At 72.8% G+C, this 17,413-nt stretch carries 22 protein-coding genes; 7 read left to right on the top strand and 15 right to left on the bottom strand.

All coding sequences use genetic code 11. The annotated features are described in order from the left end of the window. Nucleotides 1-95: 95 nt before the first annotated feature. The 3 genes from ACIA8L_RS19580 to ACIA8L_RS19590 form a co-directional block, all read right to left on the bottom strand. The gene (locus ACIA8L_RS19580) at nt 96-275 is read right to left on the bottom strand and encodes a hypothetical protein (RefSeq protein WP_395906357.1); all 180 of its coding nucleotides are present in this window, start codon (nt 273-275) and stop codon (nt 96-98) included. A gap of 59 nt (nt 276-334) precedes the next feature. Then, the gene (locus ACIA8L_RS19585) at nt 335-2,227 is read right to left on the bottom strand and encodes a glycosyl hydrolase family 18 protein (protein WP_395906359.1); all 1,893 of its coding nucleotides are present in this window, start codon (nt 2,225-2,227) and stop codon (nt 335-337) included. Between the two features lie 83 nt (nt 2,228-2,310). Continuing rightward, on the bottom strand, nt 2,311-2,694 hold the full coding sequence (locus tag ACIA8L_RS19590; protein WP_395906361.1) for a VOC family protein: 384 nt from the start codon (nt 2,692-2,694) through the stop codon (nt 2,311-2,313). 62 nt (nt 2,695-2,756) lie between these two features. On the opposite strand from ACIA8L_RS19590, the gene ACIA8L_RS19595 reads away from it, so the two are divergent. After that, a complete protein-coding gene (locus ACIA8L_RS19595; RefSeq protein ID WP_395906363.1) occupies nt 2,757-3,173 on the top strand; it encodes a DUF6924 domain-containing protein in 417 nt (138 codons plus the stop codon). A 4-nt stretch (nt 3,174-3,177) separates the two neighbouring features. Beyond that, on the top strand, nt 3,178-3,738 hold the full coding sequence (locus tag ACIA8L_RS19600) for a GNAT family N-acetyltransferase (RefSeq protein ID WP_395906365.1): 561 nt from the start codon (nt 3,178-3,180) through the stop codon (nt 3,736-3,738). 74 nt (nt 3,739-3,812) lie between these two features. Here the strand turns inward: ACIA8L_RS19600 and ACIA8L_RS19605 are convergent, their stop codons facing one another. The 7 genes from ACIA8L_RS19605 to ACIA8L_RS19635 form a co-directional block, all read right to left on the bottom strand. Continuing rightward, entirely contained in the window at nt 3,813-4,604 is a 792-nt protein-coding gene (locus ACIA8L_RS19605) for a DUF4232 domain-containing protein (protein ID WP_395906367.1), read from the bottom strand. Continuing rightward, nucleotides 4,601-5,104 carry a SigE family RNA polymerase sigma factor gene (locus ACIA8L_RS19610; RefSeq protein ID WP_395906369.1) on the bottom strand — a complete coding sequence of 168 codons (504 nt, stop codon included), beginning with the start codon at nt 5,102-5,104 and terminating at the stop codon, nt 4,601-4,603. The genes ACIA8L_RS19605 and ACIA8L_RS19610 overlap by 4 nt, the downstream gene beginning before the upstream one ends. 2 nt (nt 5,105-5,106) lie before the next feature. After that, the gene (locus tag ACIA8L_RS19615) at nt 5,107-5,592 is read right to left on the bottom strand and encodes a DUF4232 domain-containing protein (RefSeq protein ID WP_395906371.1); all 486 of its coding nucleotides are present in this window, start codon (nt 5,590-5,592) and stop codon (nt 5,107-5,109) included. Nucleotides 5,593-5,838: 246 nt separating this feature from the next. Beyond that, on the bottom strand, nt 5,839-6,117 hold the full coding sequence (locus ACIA8L_RS19620; RefSeq protein ID WP_395906373.1) for a YggT family protein: 279 nt from the start codon (nt 6,115-6,117) through the stop codon (nt 5,839-5,841). A 106-nt stretch (nt 6,118-6,223) separates the two neighbouring features. After that, the gene (locus ACIA8L_RS19625; RefSeq protein ID WP_395908027.1) at nt 6,224-6,739 is read right to left on the bottom strand and encodes a methyl-accepting chemotaxis protein; all 516 of its coding nucleotides are present in this window, start codon (nt 6,737-6,739) and stop codon (nt 6,224-6,226) included. Nucleotides 6,740-6,754: 15 nt separating this feature from the next. Then, on the bottom strand, nt 6,755-7,843 hold the full coding sequence (locus ACIA8L_RS19630) for a HAMP domain-containing protein (RefSeq protein WP_395906375.1): 1,089 nt from the start codon (nt 7,841-7,843) through the stop codon (nt 6,755-6,757). Between the two features lie 68 nt (nt 7,844-7,911). Next, nucleotides 7,912-8,997: a diguanylate cyclase domain-containing protein gene (locus ACIA8L_RS19635; RefSeq protein ID WP_395906377.1), complete on the bottom strand. Its 1,086-nt coding sequence runs from the start codon at nt 8,995-8,997 to the stop codon at nt 7,912-7,914. 98 nt (nt 8,998-9,095) lie between these two features. Here ACIA8L_RS19635 and ACIA8L_RS19640 point away from each other — a divergent pair, with 98 nt between their 5' ends. Further along, on the top strand, nt 9,096-10,442 hold the full coding sequence (locus ACIA8L_RS19640; protein ID WP_395906379.1) for an extracellular solute-binding protein: 1,347 nt from the start codon (nt 9,096-9,098) through the stop codon (nt 10,440-10,442). Here the strand turns inward: ACIA8L_RS19640 and ACIA8L_RS19645 are convergent. Next, a complete protein-coding gene (locus ACIA8L_RS19645; protein WP_395906381.1) occupies nt 10,435-10,863 on the bottom strand; it encodes a GNAT family N-acetyltransferase in 429 nt (142 codons plus the stop codon). The two genes, ACIA8L_RS19640 and ACIA8L_RS19645, sit on opposite strands and share 8 nt — an antisense overlap. Before the next feature lie 84 nt (nt 10,864-10,947). On the opposite strand from ACIA8L_RS19645, the gene ACIA8L_RS19650 reads away from it, so the two are divergent. Beyond that, entirely contained in the window at nt 10,948-12,060 is a 1,113-nt protein-coding gene (locus tag ACIA8L_RS19650) for a glycosyltransferase (protein ID WP_395906383.1), read from the top strand. A gap of 39 nt (nt 12,061-12,099) precedes the next feature. Further along, complete coding sequence (locus tag ACIA8L_RS19655; protein ID WP_395906385.1) at nt 12,100-12,666, top strand: hypothetical protein; 567 nt, start codon at nt 12,100-12,102, stop codon at nt 12,664-12,666. Here ACIA8L_RS19655 and ACIA8L_RS19660 read toward each other — a convergent pair. Further along, nucleotides 12,650-14,215, bottom strand: a complete 1,566-nt coding sequence (locus ACIA8L_RS19660; protein ID WP_395906387.1) for an alpha/beta fold hydrolase — start codon at nt 14,213-14,215, stop codon at nt 12,650-12,652. The genes ACIA8L_RS19655 and ACIA8L_RS19660 overlap by 17 nt on opposite strands. A gap of 78 nt (nt 14,216-14,293) precedes the next feature. On the opposite strand from ACIA8L_RS19660, the gene ACIA8L_RS19665 reads away from it, so the two are divergent. Beyond that, nucleotides 14,294-15,664, top strand: a complete 1,371-nt coding sequence (locus tag ACIA8L_RS19665) for an FAD-binding oxidoreductase (RefSeq protein WP_395906389.1) — start codon at nt 14,294-14,296, stop codon at nt 15,662-15,664. After that, nucleotides 15,661-16,566: an NAD(P)H-binding protein gene (locus ACIA8L_RS19670; RefSeq protein WP_395906391.1), complete on the top strand. Its 906-nt coding sequence runs from the start codon at nt 15,661-15,663 to the stop codon at nt 16,564-16,566. Before ACIA8L_RS19665 ends, ACIA8L_RS19670 begins: the two co-directional genes overlap by 4 nt. Nucleotide 16,567: 1 nt before the next feature. Here ACIA8L_RS19670 and ACIA8L_RS19675 read toward each other — a convergent pair whose 3' ends face one another. From ACIA8L_RS19675 to ACIA8L_RS19685, 3 genes are all read right to left on the bottom strand, one after another. Beyond that, complete coding sequence (locus ACIA8L_RS19675; RefSeq protein WP_395906393.1) at nt 16,568-16,744, bottom strand: hypothetical protein; 177 nt, start codon at nt 16,742-16,744, stop codon at nt 16,568-16,570. Nucleotides 16,745-16,768: 24 nt separating this feature from the next. Continuing rightward, nucleotides 16,769-16,996 (bottom strand): DUF3618 domain-containing protein, encoded by a 228-nt coding sequence (locus tag ACIA8L_RS19680; RefSeq protein ID WP_395906395.1) that lies wholly within the window; start codon nt 16,994-16,996, stop codon nt 16,769-16,771. 68 nt (nt 16,997-17,064) lie between these two features. Further along, nucleotides 17,065-17,361 carry an STAS domain-containing protein gene (locus ACIA8L_RS19685; RefSeq protein ID WP_395906397.1) on the bottom strand — a complete coding sequence of 99 codons (297 nt, stop codon included), beginning with the start codon at nt 17,359-17,361 and terminating at the stop codon, nt 17,065-17,067. Nucleotides 17,362-17,413: the final 52 nt, after the last annotated feature.

The raw sequence follows: 17,413 nt of genomic DNA on the forward strand, positions 1-17,413 counted from the left end.
GTTCAACCCGGCATCCCACGACCCGACCAGCTCAACATCGACCACAACCAGTCAACGAGCCAGCACGAGCGGAGCCACGACCTGCCGTTGCAGTACTAGGCCGGTTCCGGAACACCGCTGTCGGGCGGCGGGTCGCCGTCGCCCGGCATCGGCTCGGCGGGGGCCGGCGGGAGCGTGTCCGGAGTGTCCGGCAGCAGCTCGCCGGGGTCGTCGGGGACCGGCTCACGCGGGTCGATCGGCGGGTACTGCTCGGGGTCGAGCTCCGGTTCGGTCATGATCCTGAGTATGCCGCCCGGACGGGAGATCCGCCGGGCGGCGCACTCGGGACACGCTGCTAGCAGGCGCCGTTGTCGGTCCAGACGGCCTGGCTGTTGTTGCCGGGGATGTCGCCCTGGGTCCACCACTTGGCGGTCCACTTGTGGCTGCCGTACGTCACCGACTGGCCGCCGCTGTACGCCGTGCCCGCGTTCCACGCCGACAGGCCGGCGCAGTTGCCGGTGCCGCCGGTGGGCGTGGGTGAGGTACCCCCGCAGGCCCCGTTGTCGGTCCAGACGGCCTGGCTGTTGTTGCCGGGGATGTCGCCCTGCGTCCACCACTTCGCGGTCCACGTGTGCCCGCCGTAGGACACCTGCTGGCCGCCGTTGTACGCCGTGCCCGCGTTCCAGGCCGGGGCCGTGCAGCTGCCACCGGTCGGGCTCGGGCTGGTCGAGGGGCTCTTCGACGGGCTGGCCGACACCGACGGGCTGGCCGAGGTGGTGCGCGACGGCGACACGGTCGGCGAGGTCGTCGAGCAGCCCGCGGTGGCGCCGTTGGTCGCGTTGACGACCTGGTTGAACAGGGTGCCGGCGGCGTCGAGGGCCTCGAGGGAGTACATCATCGCTCCGGCCAGGCCGTTGCAGTGCTGGTAGTCGGCCTTCGCCTGGATCGACTGCTGGTTGTCGCCGGACCAGAACGTCGTGCCGTCATAGAAATACGACGATTTGGTGGTCGGATCGAAGTACGTATAGGACGGGTTGTCGACGAAGCCGGTCAGTTCCTTGTAGAACGACACGCCAGGCACATTGCCGGACATCGCGTGGCCCGTCGCCGGCTGCGTCGCGGTCTGATAAAGCCCGTGGTTGGCCCCGGCCGGCACGCCGGTCCAGCCCCGGTAGTAGAACGGATATCCGATGGTCGTCTTGTTGGCCGGGAATCCGCCCGGGATGCCATAACCGGCATCGCCGTTGATATAAGCCTTGATAGCCGAGTCGATATTGTACTTCCCTGTGCCCGGCGGAATCGCGGGGCTCGGATCGTTCGGGGAACCGTACAGCGGGTCCTGGAAGTTCGCGGGGCCCTGCGGTTCGAAGCCGCCGTGCATGTCGTACGTCATGACATTGGCGTAGTCGAGGTAATTGCCGATCTTGTTCGTCTCGATCTTCGCGATCTTGTCCTGGCCCGCGGGAACGGCCGCGGTCAGATACTTCTTGCCGGTACCGAGCGCGTCGAGCTGGGTCCGGAACTCGGCCATGAGTGCGGTGTAGTTCGCCTTGTCGTTGGCGTTGTAGTGGTTGCCGGTGTGGCCCGGGGCGCCGGGGTACTCCCAGTCGATGTCGATCCCGTCGAACACTCCGGCGCCGGAGCCGGGCCCGCCGAAGCCGTTGCGCACCGGCAGGTTGCCCTTGACGAACATGTCGATGCACGAGCTCACGAGGGTTTTGCGGCTGGCGTCGGTCGCGGCGGCGTCGCTGAAGTACTTCGAGTAGGTCCACCCGCCGATCGACACCAGGATCTTCAGGTTGGGGTACTTCGCCTTGAGCTTCTTGAGCTGGTTGAAGTTGCCGACGAGGGGCTGGTTCCAGGTGTCGGCGACACCGTCGACGCTGATGTCGGCGCCGTAGGACTTGCCGTAGTCGGCGTAGGAGTCGCCCGCGTTGTCGCCGGCGTTGGGGTTGTTCTCGTCCTGCGACGCCGGCGAGTCGTTCTCGAAGCAGCTCAGCGTCGTGGGATTGATGTTCTCGAACGCGTACAAGAGGTAGTCGAGCTTGCCGGCCATGCCGCTGGTGTCGAGATTCTTGGGGTAGAAGCCGTTGGCGTAGATGCCCCACTGCGTGAAGTAGGCGAACTTGACGCCCCCGCTGGTGGTGGCCGCCTGGGCGGTCGAGTTGATGGCGACTGAGGTCCACGCGGCGGCGGCCGTGAGGACGGTGGCTGCGATGGCGGTGATGAGCCGACCGGGTCTGCGCATCTCGCTCCTCCCATGTAAACAGTTAAGGTTGTTAACTGTTTTCCGGGATTTTATAGCGATCGATGCGACAGAAACAAGAGCGTTCACTCTGCCTTAAGGTCCTGCACGCTCCGGGAGAGCACGCAGAACTCATTGCCCTCCGGATCGGCGAGGGTCACCCACGAGACGTCCGGCCCCTGCCCCACATCCGCGGGCCGGGCGCCGAGCCCGATGAGCCGCTCGACCTCCTGCGCCTGGGTGCTGCCGTCGGCCCGGATGTCCAGGTGCAGCCGGTTCTTGATCGTCTTGCTCTCGGGCACCTTCACCACGTCGATGGTGACGCCGCCGGCGTCACCGGCCGGTGCGATGGTGACGATCTCCCCGGGTACTTCCTCGGCGACGCTCCAGCCGAGGACGGCGACCCAGAACTCGGCGACCTTGCGCAGGTCGTGTGCGTCGATGGCGATGGCGGCGATGCGACTGGTCATCCGGACGTGTTACCACACCGCCCGCTCACATATGCGACACATCGAGGTGCGATGATCGGCCTATGACGACCCCGCTGCCCCAGCCCGGCGAGCTGACCTCGCTCGTGCTGCGCACGGACTTCTCCGACGACGAGGCCTGGCGCGAAGTCCAGGCGGCCTACGGCGACGACCACGCCACCTACGTCGACGACCCGGCCTACGACGGCGCCACCATCGCCGACCTGGTCGACGCCGACGGCGACGCCGGCGAGGACGACAAGGTCTTCGACCTGTTCGTCGCCGACGCGACCACCATGACCGACGACGAACACCCCCTCCTGGCCATCGACCTGGCCGACGAGCCCGGCCGCACCTTCCGCGTCCGCCCCGACCTGTTCGCCTCCGTCTCCACCAACCTGGCCCTGGCCAACCAGGACTTCAGCAGCTTCGCCGACCTGGCCGACGAGACCGGCACGTTCCGCGGCCACCCCGGCATCTGACCCCGTGCCCGCCCTGCCCTACCCGGACCCACCGCTGGCCGACGCCCTCGTCCTGCTCCGCCCGTGGCGCGACGAGGACGCCGGCCAGCGCTACGCGGCCTTCACCGACGCCGAGACACTGCGCTACTCGTGGCCCTTGCTCGATCCACCGACCCCGGCCGCGGTCACGGCGTCCGCCGCCCAGAACGAGACCGACCGCCTGGCCGGCCTCTCCATCAACTTCGCCGCCGTGTCACCCGCCGACCCGGACCACGTCCTGGGCGCCGCCTCCGTGTACGACGTGAACCCGGCCGCCGGGCGGGCCGCGGTGGGCTACTGGGTCGCGCCGTGGGCCCGCCGCCGCGGCGTGGCCACCCACAGCGTCCGCCTCCTGGCCGCGTGGGCGTTCGGCCCGCTCGGCGTCGAACGGCTCGAGCTCACCTGCGGCCCGGACAACACCCCGTCGGCCGCGGTGGCGGCGCGGTGCGGGTTCGTGCGGGAGGGCGTCCTGCGCTCCCACCTGCCGTTCAAGGGCGCCCGCCGCGACACCCTCCTGTTCAGCCTCCTGCCGGGCGAGCTGCGCTGAGCACCTGCTCAGCAGTGCCGTCCGGCGCGATCCGCCGTTCGAGGGCCAGGCCCGCACCACACGGCGGGCGGATCTCAGCGGCCCAGGCCGGTCTGGCCCGGCACGACCGGATGGACCTCCAGGTCGGCGCAGCCGTCGCCGGGCCACGGCACCCGGCTCGAGACGGTGTCATCGGGCACGGTGACCAGCAGCGACCGCCACGCGGCACACGGGCTGCCGGTCTGCGGGTCGGCGGCGAGCGCCTCGACGCGGGCCGCCGCCGTCTGCCCCGGCGGCAGGAGCACGGACGTGATGGCGGTGACCCCGCCCATGTGCCCGGACAGGGTGCGTGTCGCCTGTGCCACCTGCGTGCCGGAGGCGTCAACGGCGGCCACCCCGGGGTATCCGCGCATCCGGCACGGGGTGTCGCCGTGATTGGTGAACAGCAGCACCAGCACCCGGTGGCCGGAGGCGGCGTCGTTGCCGCCGGCGCCGACCGTGACCTGCGGCGCCCGGCACGGCACGGTCGCCGCGGAGCCGGACGTGGTACCGGGCGGGGTGGGTGGCGGCGCGGCCGGTGCCGAGGTGGCCGGCGCCCGGGTCGGCGCCGGCAACGGGCCGGACGAGGGGGTGCCGCTCGTCGCGGCCGACCCACCGGGGACCGGCACCGGCGGGACCGGGGCGGGTGAGCGGCGCCAGAAGGCGGTCAGGCCGCCGGCGACCACGAGTACGACGGCCGCTACGGCGACCGGCCGGAGCACCGCCCGGCGCCGGGCGCGGCGCCTGATCGTGTGCGGTGCCGGTGCCGCGGCGGCCCGGCCGGCCGCGGCCACCAGGTCGTGGAGCCGGCCGTCGATGCCCTGGGGGGTGCGGTTGTCAGAGGTCATCGCCCGCTCCTGGGGATCGGCTCGTCCTGGTCGCCGAGGGACGCGGCCAGCGCCTGCCGGCCGCGGGCGAGCCGCGACTTGACGGTGCCCACGGCGGTTCCCGTCTCGTGCGCGATCTCCTCGACCGTCAACCCGACCACGTGGTGCAGCACCACGACCCGGCGCTGATCGGGGCTCACGTCGCGCAACGCCTGCGCCAGCGCCACTCCCGCGGCGCTCAACCCCGGCACGTCGGCGGGCGGGCCGTGGCGCAGGTGGGCGGTCAGCCGGTTGGCCGCCTTGCGCCAGCTGCTGACCGCCACCCGGTAGGCGACGGTGCGCACCCACGCCTCCGGGTCGGCGTAGTCGCGCAGCCGGTGCCAGCGTGACCAGGCCCGTGCGTACGCCTCCTGCACCGCGTCTTCGGCCTCGCCGAAGTCGCCGACCATCGCGAAGACCTGACCGACCAGCCGCCGGTAGGTCGCCGCGTAGAAGTCGTCGAAATCGGCGGTCCGGGCCATGGCTAGCCGAGACGTCCTGTCGTGCCGGGCACGACCGGGTGTACCTGCGGGTCGGCGCAGCCGTCACTGTCCCACCCCAGCCTCGTCGAGCGGCGCTCGTCAGGGGCGGTGACCAGCAGACCCGACCACGGCACGCACGCGGTGCCGTCGGTGTTCGCGGCGAGCGCCTCCACGATCGCCGAAGCCGACCGGCCCGGCGCGAGCGTCACGGCGGGCGCCTCACCCTGGACGCCTCCCTCGTACCCGTGTGGGGTGCGCCTCGCCTGCGCCACCTGGGTGGCGTGGCCGTCCAGCAGCGCCACGCCCGGGTAGCCGCGCATCGTGCACGGGACCGTCGCGGTGTTGGTGAAGGTCAGCACGACGGCCCGGTGCCCGGCGGAGGCGTCCGGCGAACCGGCGGTCACCGTGAGGTTCGGCAGCGCGCATCTGACCGGTGCGCTGACGGGCGCCGACGGCGCGGCCGAGCCGGGCGGGGAACACAGCTCCACCGGGCAGCCCGCTGCCGGCGGCGACGGCGCAGAAGGTCGTGTCGTTTCCGTCCGCTGGGTGGCGCAGCCGGTCACGGCGGCCGGCACGATACAGGCGAGGAGCGCGAGCGATGTCATACGTCGAAGAATCGTCATGCAGGGGTCACGCCTGCGTCCACCGCCGGGTTCCCGGCACTCGATGTCCGCCACCGGACAGTGCCGTGCGATCCGCGCAGCGTTCGCCGGAGGAGCCAGGGCGAAGATCGATCAGTAGAGCCAGCCCAGGATCGCCCGCAGCAGGATGATGCCCAGGAACACCACGATGAAGGCCAGGTCGAAGGCCATCCCGCCGGCGCGGACGGGCGGGAGGGCGCGGCGGACCGGGGCCAGGACCGGCTCGGTGATCCGCCACAGCACGGAGATCGTCTTGGCCCGCACCCCGCCGGGCGCCGACGGGCCGGCCAGCACCACGCTCCAGTCGAGCAGCGCGCGGGCCACGAGCAGCAGCTGGAACGCCAGCAGGGCCAGACTCACGATGCCGATCACGAAACCCACTGCATACCTCCGGTTAGCGGCTGAACGCCTGCTGCAACTGTGCGTCGGAAAGCTGAGAGATCCCTGTGGTCCGGCTGAGGACGAGCTACTACACAGTTTAGTACTTGAACGAGCCCGCGATCCCGCTCAGTGCTCCGGCCATCGCGGCCAGGTCGGCGGCGGCGCGCTGGGCGGCGGTCGCCTCGACCGTGGTGGCGGCGGCGTTCTGCGAGGCCGCCCCGATCGTCTGGGCGATGTCCTGCGAGCCGTTCGCGACCGAGCCCACGTTGCGGCTGATCTCGCCGGTGGTCACCGACTGCTCCTCCACCGCGGCCGCGATCGTCTGCTGGGCCTCCGCGACCCGGGTGACGACGGTGGAGATGCCGCCGATGGCGACCGCGGCCCGCTGGGTCTCGGCCATGATCGCGGCGATCTTGGTGCCGATCTCCTCCGAGGCCCGGGTCGTCTCCTGGGCCAGGTCCTTCACCTCGCTCGCGACGACCGCGAAGCCCTTGCCGGCGTCACCGGCCCGGGCCGCCTCGATGGTCGCGTTCAGCGCCAGCAGGTTGGTCTGGGCGGCGATGGCGGTGATGGTCTTCACGATCGCGCCGATCTCGGCGCCCGCGTCCGACAGCTGGGCGACGGTCGCCTAGGTCGCGGCGGCGCTGGCGACGGCTTCGCCGGCCACGCTCGCGGCCTCGCTGGTGCTGCGGGCGATCTCGTCGATCGCGGCGTCCATCTGCTCGGCGGCCGAGGCGAGGGTGGAGACGTGGCCGGAGATCTCGTCCGCGGCCCGGGCCACCTGGACGGTCTGCCCGCTGGTGGTCGCGGCCTGCTGGTCGAGGCGGCCGGAGAGGTCCGACAGCTCCCGGCCGGCGGCGGTCAGCGACTCGGCCCGGGCGCCGACCTGGCCGACGGCGGTGCGGATGCCGGCGACGGCGGCGTTGAACTCGCGGGCCATGTCGGCAGCCTCGTCGCGGCCGTCCTCGGGCAGCTCGACGGTGAGGTTGCGGGCGGCGAGCTCGCGCAGGCCGCCGATGACCCGGTCGGCCGGCTTGACGACGCTGGCCGTGATGACGAGGGCGAGCAGGACCGCGATGGCGACGGAGAGACTGACCGCGACGGCGATCGCGATCACCATGGTGTGCCGGGAGTCGCGGGCGACCTCGGCGGTGTGCGCGGTCGCGGCCGCGGCCCGGGCGTTCACCGACGCGATGAGCTTCTCGGTCGTGTCCAGGATCTTGTAGTACTCGTCGTAGCCCGCGCCCTCGATGAGCGCCTTCGCCTCGGCCGCCCGCCCGGCCCGGTAGAGCCCGACCACCTGGTCGTCGTAGCCGAGGAACGCAGTGAAGCTGCTCTTGATCGTGTCGAACAGCCGCTGCTCGGCATCGCGCAGGGGCCCCGCGTCGACCGCGGCGAGCTCCTGCCGCAGGGCCGACGCCGAGGCCAGGAAGCCCTTGCGGTTGGCCGAGCCGTCCGCCGTCGCCGCGATCCCGCCGAGCGTGGCCACGTCCCCGGCGTAGGCGACCTGCCAGCCGCTGACGTCGGCGTCGCGGAACTTCAGCTGCATCACCTGCTGCGACAGCGTCTGCAGGGCCGAGACCCCCGCGCTCGCGTTCTCCTGCGCGGCCGAGCCGCGCTCGCCGATGACGGCCATCCCGCCGAGCATCGCGCACATGATCGCGAAGGCGAGCGCCAGCCGCGTGCGAAGCCGTACACGGCGAACCAGACTTACCACGTGAACCCAACTCCTGCTGTGCCGAACCCGGAAAGTTGAACACTGACAACTTCGGCCGGCAGGCCGGGTTACCGAGCGGTCATGACGCAGGACACGGCGAAGCCGCCCTTGTGGGACTGCTTCACGCGGTACATCGCCTCGTCGGCCTCGCGCAGGAGCCGGTCCTCGTCGCCGGGGTCGTCGGTCGTGGCCAGGCCGACGCTGGCGCCGATGCGGACGGTGGTGCCGGCGATCGCGAAGGGCGTACCGATGGAGGAGACGACACGCTCGGCGACCGGGACGGCCTCGGGCTCGCCGCCGGGCATGACGATCGCGAACTCGTCGCCGCCCAGCCGGACCACCGTGGCGTCCCCGGCCGCGTCCCGGAGCCGGCCGGCCACCGCGATCAGCAGCTCGTCGCCGGCCGCGTGCCCGTAGCGGTCGTTGACGGGCTTGAAGTCGTCGAGGTCGACCAGCAGCAGCGCGTGCGGCCCCCGCGCCCGGGCGAGCAGGTCGGTGAGCGCGCGCCGGTTGGCCAGGCCGGTCAGCGGGTCGTGGGCGGCCTGGTGGCGGACGAGCGCCTCGTGCTCGGCCAGGGTCTCGAGCGCGGTCTGCTGCACGCGCATGGAGCGGCGGTGCTCACGCTCGAACCGGTACAGCAGCAGCCCGATCGCGATCAGCGCGGCCGCCATGGCCAGGACCAGCGTCAGGTCGGCCAGGTGCTTGGCCAGGTCGGCATCGGCGATCTCGGAGTCTTCGAGCCTTTGCAGCGTGTCAGCCAGTACCACAAATGCCGGATCTGTCTTTGTCTGCTCAATGGTGAGGGCCTCGGCCGTCTTGCCGACCCCGAGCAGGCCGAGCTCGACGTCGAGGACGGCGTGATAGTTGCGGATCTGGCTGCTGATGTTGCCGGCGTTGGGCAGCCGGTCCAGGATCTCCCGCTCGCGCAGCCGGATCGCACCCAGCTCCCGGGCCACCTTCACCGGCGTGTTGCGACTGGCCAGGGTCTTCCACTGCAGCGAGCTCTCCTCGTGCAGCAGCACGTTGAGCTCGTTGAGCTGCGAGCGGGTCCCCTCGTGCGCGCGGCTGCGCCCGTGCAGCCAGATGTTGGCGACGGTGACGGCGGCCAGCAGGACCAGGGCGAGCGCCAGCACCCGCGGCCACCGCCACGACAACGCTGCTGCCACCTTCCCGCGCACGGTTCGCATATCGACCGCAACTGCGGCAACCTAAGGCTCAGCCGTACCCCAACCCGGTCGATAGGACCGGTGTGATGAGGCGCACCGTGTTCGCCGCCCTGGCCGTGACGCTCCTGCTGTCCGGCTGCGCCCGTTCCACCGGCGACGGGCCGTCGGCCGACACCGTCGGCTACCCGCCCGACCAGCCGGCGGTGGAGCTGGAATTCTGGTACATGCCGTACGGCGGCCCGATCCAGGACCGCGCGGTCATCCAGGAGACCGAAGAGTTCCACAAGGCGCACCCCAACATCACCATCAAGCCCGTGCGCATCCAGTGGAGCGACGCCCTCACCCGGCTCAGCACCGCCACCACCAGCGGCGAGGGCCCGGACGTCACCGTCCTCGGCACGACCTGGGTCGGGGGCTTCAGCGCCCTCGACGCGCTGCGCCCCTACACGGAGCCGGAGATCGCCGCGGTCGGCGGCCAGGACGTGTTCGCCCCCGCCAGCTGGAGTGCCAGCCACCGCCTCGGCTCCGACCAGATCACCGCCCTGCCGTGGCTGACGGACGTGCGGGCCCTGTTCTACCGCAAGGACGTCCTCGCGAAGGCCGGCGTCGACCCGGCCACCGCGTTCACGGACTGGACCGCCTTCGAAGCGACACTGCAAAAGATCAAGGATTCCGGGGGTACCGTCCGGCCGCTCGCGATCGGCAACGAGAACAACTTCGGCATCATCCACAACGTGGCCCCCTTCATCTGGGGCGCGGGCGGCAACCTGCTCAACGACACGGGCGACAAGTCACTCCTGGGCGAGTCCCCCGCCGTCGACGGTGTCACCTACTACCAGCGCCTGGTGCACCGGTACGACGACCCCGAGGCGATGAAGCTCGAGTCCAGCGACGTGCCGGAGGCGTTCGCGAAGGGCGTCGGCGCCATCACCATCGACAACTCCCAGTCGGTCGGCGACTACCTGGCCGACCCGGACCGCCCCGGCCTGCGGGGCGGCTGGGGCACCGCCCCCATGCCCGCCGGCCCGGAGGGCCGCTTCGGCTTCTTCGGCGGCTCCGGCCTGGCCATCCTGAAGGCGGCGAAGCACCCGGCGGCCGCGTTCGAGTGGGTGAAGTTCCTGACCGGCGAGGAGAGCCAGCGCCGCTACAGCGTCTCCTCGGGCCTGTGGCCGGCCCGCACCTCCGCCATCAAGGGCACCCGCCTGGAGTCCGACCCGGCCTACGCCGCCTTCCGCACGATGATCGCCGCCGGCCGCATGTACCCGTCGATCCCGGCCTGGATCGTCGTGGAGAGCATCATCGCCAAGGATTTGGCCGAACTCTGGCAGGCCCCGGCCGCCCTGACCCGCGCCCAGGTCCAGGACATCCTCCAGCGCACGACCAACGACATCGACGAGGCCCTGCGGGACCCGACGCAGACGGGCATCAAGTAAGCCGTTTGGTCAGCGCGAGCTGCGTCTTCACCGCCGTGTACCCCCGCGCGAGGTAGAACGCGTGCGCCTCGTGCCGCTCCATCCCGGACCGCAGATACACGGTCCGAACCCCCTGCCGCACCGCCCACCCCTCAGCCGCCGCCAGCAGCGCCGAACCCACCCCGTGCCCTTGCGCCCGCGGCACGATGGACAGCCCCGCGATCTCCACCCGCGGCCCGACGATCAGACTGTGCGTGACCAACGCATGCACCCACCCGAGCCCAGCACCACCGGACTCAGCGACAAAAACAGCATCCCCCGCCGGCAACGTCTCCAGCCGCCCCCGCAACTCTTCGGCGCCGACGTCATACCCCATCGCGGCGATCAAGGTCCGCAACGCCTCGGCGTCGTCCACCCCCACCGCCCGGATCCTGAAGTCCACGGGAGCGCACGTTACGCGCCGATCGGCCGGTCAGCCGAACCGCTGATGCCGTTCCGGCTCGGATTGGCCGGATAATCCGGCGCCATGCGTGTGTTGTTCACCGCAGTACCGATTCACGGGCATTTGCTACCCCTGCTCCCCCTCGCCCAGGCCGTGGCCGCGGCCGGCGATGTCGCGGCCTTCGCCGGGCCGGCGGTGCCGGTCGGGCTGCTCGGTGACATTCCGCTGCTGGTCACCGGGCCGGAGGTCGGGGTGCTGCTGGCCGAGAACGCGCGGCGGACCGGGGGTGCCGACCTGGAGGCGGATGTCGGGGCGGTGGCGGAGCTGTTCGCCGGGACGCTCGTCGATGTCACGTACGACGCGGCGCTGCGCCAGGCGGCCGGGTTCGCGCCGGATGTCGTGGTCGCGGACGAGTACGACACCGTGGGGCCGATGGTGGCGGCCGCGCTCGGGGTGCCGCTGGTCCGGCACGCGATCGGGCTGCCCGTGTCGCCGCCCCCGCTGCGGCCGGCCATGCAGGTGCGGCTGGCGGCCCGGTACGCCGCGCGCGGGCTCCAGCGGCCCGAGCGGCTCGCGCTCGTGGACCCCTGGCCGCCGGCGCTGCAGGAGCCGGGGTGGACGCCGGCCGCCGATCGGCTCGCCGTCCGGCCGGTCGCCTACGCCGGGCGCGAGCCGGCCGAGATCCCGGCAACGCGAGGCGGGGAGCGGGTGCTGGTCACGCTCGGGACCGTGCTGCTCGACGGTGGCCTGCTCGACGCGCTCGTCGATGCGGTCGCGGGGCTCGACGGTGTCGACGTCCTGGCGGCAGTACCCCCGGGAGTCACTCGTTCTTTGGCGGATTCACGGGCGAACGTGCGGTTCGTCGGGTTCGTGCCGATGGCGCAGTTGCTGGCCGCGGACGTCGCCGTGGTCGTCGCCGCCGGTGGGGCCGGCACGGTGCTCGCGGCGCTCGGGCGCGGGCTGCCGATGGTGTTGTGGCCCAAGGGCGCCGAGAAGCCGATGAACGCCGAACGGGTCGCGGCGGCCGGGGCCGGGATCGTCATCGACGACGCCGGGAGCGCCCGGGTGGCGGTCCGGAAAGTGCTTGCCTCGCCGGTGTACCGCCTGGGCGCGGCCCGCATCGCGGAGCAGATCGCGTCCGCACCGGCCGCGGCGGAGGTCTGGGCGACGCTGCGTGAGCGAATCCGCAAATTGTAGTGATTGCGCGGCCGAACCGGACGGTCGCACAATCTTGGCGTGAAGGATCACGGCTCGCCCTACGCGGAGATGACGGCCGCGTTCACGTCGAGCCGGCTGCCGGTGCCGCCGATCCCGGAGCCGTTACGGCCGCGGCTGCGCACGGTGCGGGACTGGTGCTGGAGCACCCGGGACATCGACGCCTTCGCGATGTACATGTTCGAGCGCGACTTCCTCAGCGCCGTGCTCACCGGCGACACCCCCGACTATGTGGCCGTCAGCCACGCCGGCCACGGCGTCAACTCCTACGCCGTCAACTACCACCTGGTCTGCGGCCCGCTCGCGGTGTTCATGCAGGTCGGCTGGGGCGGCATCTACACCGACAACCACGCCGCGGCCCAGCGCCTGGGCGAATACTGGCAGCGCTGCGAGGCCCTGCGCGCGCAGGGTGCCACGGCGCCCGGCCCGCGCATCCTGTGCGTCTTCAGCCGCCTGCGCGGCATCTCCGCCTGCGGCCCGGTCCCCCAGCCCCCGCACGACGACGTCGACGCCTTCCTCACCGCGCACACCACGGCCGGCGACGCCGCCTTCGACGAGGCCGAGCGGCTGCTCAGCCACCGGTCGTAGCGAGGAAGGCGAGCGCGCACCGGATCAGCTCCGGCGAGTCGGTGAACCACAGCGCGTCCGTCCCGGCGATGGTCTTCAGCTGCCCGGCCGGCAGGTGGTGGGCCAGGTAGGAGGCGTGCCCCACGTCGACGTTGAGGCAGTTGCGCCGGTGCAGGACCAGGGCCGGTGCGCTCACGGCGGCCAGCCGGTGGCGCAGGTCGGTCCCGGTCGCCACGGTCCGCACGGCGGTCGCGACGGCAGGCCCGGCCGCCCGCCGGCCGATCCGGTTCCACCAGCGCCGGAACTCCTCGTCACCGGCGACACTGGGCGCGGCCTGCGCGACGGAGTCGAGGCCCTGGGCCGGGTCGACGGTCTCGCGGATCAGCGTCTCGGTGGTTCCCGGGTCAAAACCGAAGGGATAGTCAGGGCTGCGGGTGTACCGCGGGAAGCACTGCGCCAGCACCATCGAGCGCACGCGTCCGGGGTGGCGGGCCGCGAACTCGAGCGCGATGAGCCCGGTGTCGAAGTTGGCGAGCAGGTCGGCCCGCTCGACGCCGAGGTCGTCAAGGACCCGCCGCACGTCGTCGACCCACTGCTCCAGCGGTGCCCGCCCCGGGTCGAGCGGGTCGGACAGCCCGATCCCGCGCCGGTCGAGGCAGACGACGGCCGCCTGCTCGGCCAGGAGCCCCAGCGCCCGCCGCGCGTGCGCACCGTCGAGCAGCCCGTCGATGGTGAGCATCGCCGGGTTGAGCACGACCAGGTCGCGGCCGCGGCGCGAGATCCGGGCGTAGGCGGTCGCCCCGTCGTCGCTTGTCGCGTAGCGCACGGTCACCGCCGGCGGCGCCGCCCGCAGCACCTCGGCCTGGCTGTCGCCGAGCGCCGCCGACGGGTCGAGCCCGACCTCGAGCAGCGCGGCCCGGGCGGTGGCCACGGCCCGCAGCGCCTCCACCGGCCGCCCGGACCGGTGCAGCGCCCGCACGTACAGCACCCACACCGGTTCGTCGAGCGGGTCGGCCGCGGTCAGCTGCTCCAGCTCCCCGAGGGCCGACCCGGGATCGCTCCCGTCGGCGAGGCACCCGAGATGCTCCAGCACGAGGAGCCGCCGCTCCTGCCACCACCCCTGCCGCAGCGCCGCCGCCGCGACGGTGTCCGGCAGCTCCGGCTCCCCCCGCCACAGCGCCCGCGCCTCGGCGAGCACCGCACCGGCGTCGTCGGGTCGCCTGTCGGCCAGCAGCCGCCGGGCCCGCCCTCGAGCCGCGGCGACGAGCCCGACGTCGGTCTGGTCCGGGCCGATGGCGAGGCGGTAGCCGTCCCGCCCGACCCGCTCGACGTCCGCGGCCGGCGCGACCGCCTGCAGCGCGGCCCGGATCCGCGACAGGTGCGCCCGCAACGTCTTGACGGCCGACGGCGGCGGATCGTCCCACAGCAGCCGGCCCAGCTCGTCCAGGGCCACCGCCGCCGGCGCCCGCACGGTCAGAATGGCAAGGACTTCCCGCGCCTTGCGCTCCAGCCGCGGCCCAGCACCACCGGCACCGTGCACACCGGCCGTTCCGAGCACCCGCACGATCACGGGCTCAGCGTAGAACCACATCGAAACCACATCCACAGCGCAGCCGTTACCAGCCGGCGGCCGCCTAGCTTCGGCCGCATGACGAACATCGAAGCCGAGGCGCGGCGGTTCACCGGGGCCGTGCTCCGGCCCGGCGAGCCCGGATATGACGAGCACCGGCTCGGCTGGAACCGGACCTTCGAGTCGCGGCCGGCCCTCATCGTCGCGGCCGCCGACGACGGTGACGTACGCGCCGCCGTCCGGCTCGCCCGGGAGCGCGACCTGCCCCTCGCGGTCCAGGCGACCGGCCACGGCGCCCTCGTCCCGGCCGACGGCGCGCTGCTGCTCAAGACCACCGCGATGACGGGTGTCGAGATCGACCCGCACCGCCGGGTGGCCCGGGTCGGTCCCGGCGCGGTCTGGGCCGACGTGAACCGGGCCGCCGCCCGCTACGGTCTGGCCGGGCTCGCGGGGCGGTGCGGCACGGTCGGCGTGACCGGGTACACCCTCGGCGGCGGCCAGTCCTGGCTGTCCCGGACGTTCGGGTTCGCGGCCGACAGTGTCGTCAGCGCCGACGTCGTCACGGCCGACGGTGTGGCGCTCACGGCGACCGCGCACCAGCACCCGGACCTGTTCTGGGCCCTGCGCGGCGGCGGCGGGAACTTCGGCGTCGTCACGTCCCTCGAGTTCCGGCTTTTTCAGGTGCCGCGGGTGTACTGCGGGATGTCGCTCTACCCCGCCGAGCGCGCCCCGGCCGTATTCGCCGCCTACCGCGACTGGGCCGTGGACGAGCCGGCCGCCATGAACACCGCGGTCCTGCTGATCCGCCTCCCACCCGCGCCGCCGGTCCCCGAGCCGCTGCGCGGCCGCCGGGTGCTCGCCATCCGCGCGTTCCACCACGGCGACGACGGCGACCGCGTCCTCGCACCGCTGCTCGCCGCGGCCGGCCCGCCGCTCGTCGACGCGTTCGCGGTGCGGGACTTCCCGGCCGCGAGCGCGGCCACGAACGGCCCGGACGCCCCGCCGATGCCGAACCGCCAGGAGATCGAGATGTTCGCCGCCCTGCCCGAGGAGGTGCTGGACGCGATCGTCGAGGCCGGCACGCCCGACTCACCCCTGGCCTTCGTCGAGCTCCGGCACTGGGGCGGCGCGATGGCCGACCCCGGCCCGGACGCGGGCCCGGCCGGCCACCGGGACGTGCCGTTCTCCATGATCGCCGTGGCCCCGTACCTGACCCCGGACCGCACGGCCACCGACGCGGCCCTCGACCGCCTGACCGGCCGGGTCCGCCCGCACGCGACCGGCGGCTCGTTCCTCACCCTGCTCACCGACCCGGCCCGGACCAGCACCGCGTTCACGCCCGCGAACCACGCCCGCCTGGCCGAGCTCAAACGCGCGTGGGACCCGGGCAACGTCTTCCACCGCGGCCACAACATCCCACCGGCTCCGATCCGAAAGGCAACGTCATGACCCGCATCCTGGTCACCGCCGCCACCGGCACCGTCGGCCCGCACGTCGTGCGCGAGCTGCGATCCCGCGGCGCCCACGTCCGCGCCTTCGTCCGCGACCCCGCGGCCGCCGCCGCCACGCTCGGCGACGTCGAGCTCGCGCCGGGCGACTTCGACGACCCGGCGTCGCTGCGCCGGGCTCTGGACGGCGTCGACCACCTGTACCTCAGCGCCGCCGACGGCCACCGCAAGGTCGCACACGAGACCGCGGCCATCGACGCCGCGGCCGCGGCCGGCGTCAAGCGGATCGTGCAGCTCTCGGCCATGCACGCCGACACCGCGTCGCCGCTGCCGGTGTTCCGCTGGCACGGCGAGGCCGAGGCGCACCTGCGGCGCTCCGGCGTGCCGGCGGTGATCCTGCGCCCGGCGTTCTTCATGACCAACCTGCTCATGGTGGCCGGGGGCGTGGCACACACCGGCCGGCTGGGCGGCCCCACCGCCGGCCGCCGGATCGCGATGATCGACATCCGGGACGTGGCCGCGGTGGCCGCCGTCAAGCTGATGGAGCCGGAGCCCGCAACGGGGTCGGAGCCCGAGACGGGGTCGCCGGCCGGGACGTACGAGCTCACCGGCCCGGCCGCGGTCACGTTCGCCGACGTCGCGGCCGCGCTCACCGAGGCCACCGGGCGCCCGGTCCAGGCCCTCGACCTCACCGAGGAGGAGGCCCGCCCCCGGTTCGCGGGCGCGGGCCTTCCATCGTGGCTCGAGGAGCACCTGGTGGGCGTCTTCGGCGTGATCCGGGCGGGCGGCTTCGAGCGGGCGAACGGCCACGTCGAGGCGATCACCGGCCACCCGGCCCGCGGCGTCGGGGTCTTCGCCCGCGACTACGCGGCCGCGTTCACCCCGGCCGACCAGCCGGTGTAGCTCAGACGGTCGAAGGCGGGTTGGCGAGGTTGCGCGCGGCCTCGCTGACCTGGCTGAACGTCGGGTTCTCGCGGACCCGCCGGGCGTTGTCGACGATCTGCTCGTACTTCGCCCGGCCGGCCCGCGTGCCGAGCACGTAGCCGACGGCCAGTCCGGCGGCGATGGGCAGCAACTTCATCAGAGATCTCCTCAGTCTGGATGTCTAGCGGCGGCGGGCCCGCACGACCAGGGCGATGACGACGCCAACGACCATGGTGGCCCCGGCGAGCACCGCGAGCTGGGACCGCCGCGCCGAAACCGCGGCCTTGGCCCGCCCTGTGACGTCCGCCTTGGCCGCCAGGGCTTCGACGGTGGCGCCGAGCTCGGCCCGGGTCCGCACGATCTCGGCCCGCAGCGCATCGGGGTCGTTCACCCGTCCGTCAGCCGTCACGACGCTCACTCCTTCGGTTCGCCGCAGGTGGCGTTCCCCGATGCGACCGCGCCGAAACCTCTGGCGGCTCAGCCGAGGGCGCCCGGCATGTGCAGCACCGAGAGCAGCCGCCGGACCCCGGGCGGGGCGGACAGCACGACGAGCCGGTCGCCGAGCCGCTGCCGGGCCCCGAGCAGCACGGTCAGCCCGGCCAGCGAGCAGAACGTGACCTCGGCCAGGTCGGCCTCCAGCCGCGCGTGCCCGTCGGCGATCGCGGCCTCGAACGCACCGCGCAACAGGTCGGCGTTGGCGGCGTCGAGGTCCCCCCGCACGGACATCCGCACAATGCGCGGCGACTCGCGCCGGACGACGGTCGTGACTTCCATGGTTTGACAGTTCATCGCAGCATCACCGATGGCCACGGTATGCCGCGGGACC

Source organism: Dactylosporangium sp. NPDC051541 (genome assembly GCF_044454505.1).
In the GTDB taxonomy this organism is placed as follows: Bacteria; Actinomycetota; Actinomycetes; order Mycobacteriales; family Micromonosporaceae; genus Dactylosporangium.